The following is a 1,005-nucleotide window of genomic DNA, read 5'->3' as shown; positions in this document are numbered from 1 at the left end:
TGTCGCGTAGCCCTTAAATGGGGTCATCCTCAATTTGTGTGTCACGGTCTGACCGAGCTTCACAGATTGAAGGGATCAGGCCGTGGTATCGAAGAAGCATTGGGCTCCAACCGCCAGTGTGGAGGTTGGTGAGGTCCGCCAGTCTGAGACGGGTGCATGGGTCGTATCTGGCAGACTGGCTCCGAATGGCGTCTGCCCTGAGTGCGGGGCGTCCTCAAGACAACGACATGGTTGGCGGCGCCGGCGGATCGAGGATTTTCCTGCTCAGGGCCAAGCGGTTTGGATCGAGCTCAGGGTTTGTCGATGGCGGTGTTTGAACTTGGATTGCCGCCGCCGCACGTTCTCCGATCGCGAGGCGGCGGTGGCGACCCCTTATGCGCGCCGGACGTCTCGACAGGCGCAACTCTTAGGCCATATGGCGCACGCCGCTGGCGGCACCCCAGCTGAACGGCTCTTGCGGCGACTGGGTATCCGGGTCAGTGACGATACTATTCTCCGACAGTTACTACGCGCAGCTCAAGTTGTTCCACCACGCGCACGGATCATCGGGATCGATGATTGGAGTTGGCGAAAGTCGCAGAACTACGGGACGATCATCATCGACCTCGAGCGTCGTGCCGTCATCGATGTTCTCGAAAATCGTGATGTCGCCACATGCACCGACTGGCTAAGGCATCATCCTGAGGTGGAAGTCATAAGCCGGGATCGCTGCGGTCTCTACGCCCAAGCCGCCCGACAAGGAGCGCCGCAGGCGGAACAGGTCGCCGACCGGTTTCATATCGTGCAGAACCTTCGCATGGCAATCGAGGAGCAAATGAACCTGCACGGTCGTGCAACTGGCAGGGCCTTACTCTCGGATGCAGACAACATCAGCACAGCTCAGAACCTTCTGAAATCACGTCTTGCCCATCGCAAATCCCGAGAAGAGATTTTCAGGACCATTTCGGCACTTCGGCAGCAAGGGCTGACGTGCAGCGAGATCGGGCGGCGAACGGGGTTTCCCCG

Annotated in this window: 1 protein-coding gene; it reads left to right on the top strand. The window is 59.4% G+C overall.

Features of this window, described 5'->3' with window-relative positions; translation table 11 throughout:
- Positions 1-82: 82 nt before the first annotated feature.
- Positions 83-1,005 (top strand): ISL3 family transposase (locus tag GV832_RS21665; protein ID WP_168776927.1); only part of this gene is annotated, 923 nt, incomplete at its 3' end.

Source organism: Stagnihabitans tardus, from assembly GCF_009925085.1.
GTDB classification, from domain to species: domain Bacteria; phylum Pseudomonadota; class Alphaproteobacteria; order Rhodobacterales; family Rhodobacteraceae; genus Stagnihabitans; species Stagnihabitans tardus.
This window is presented reverse-complemented; position numbering and strand designations above follow the sequence as displayed.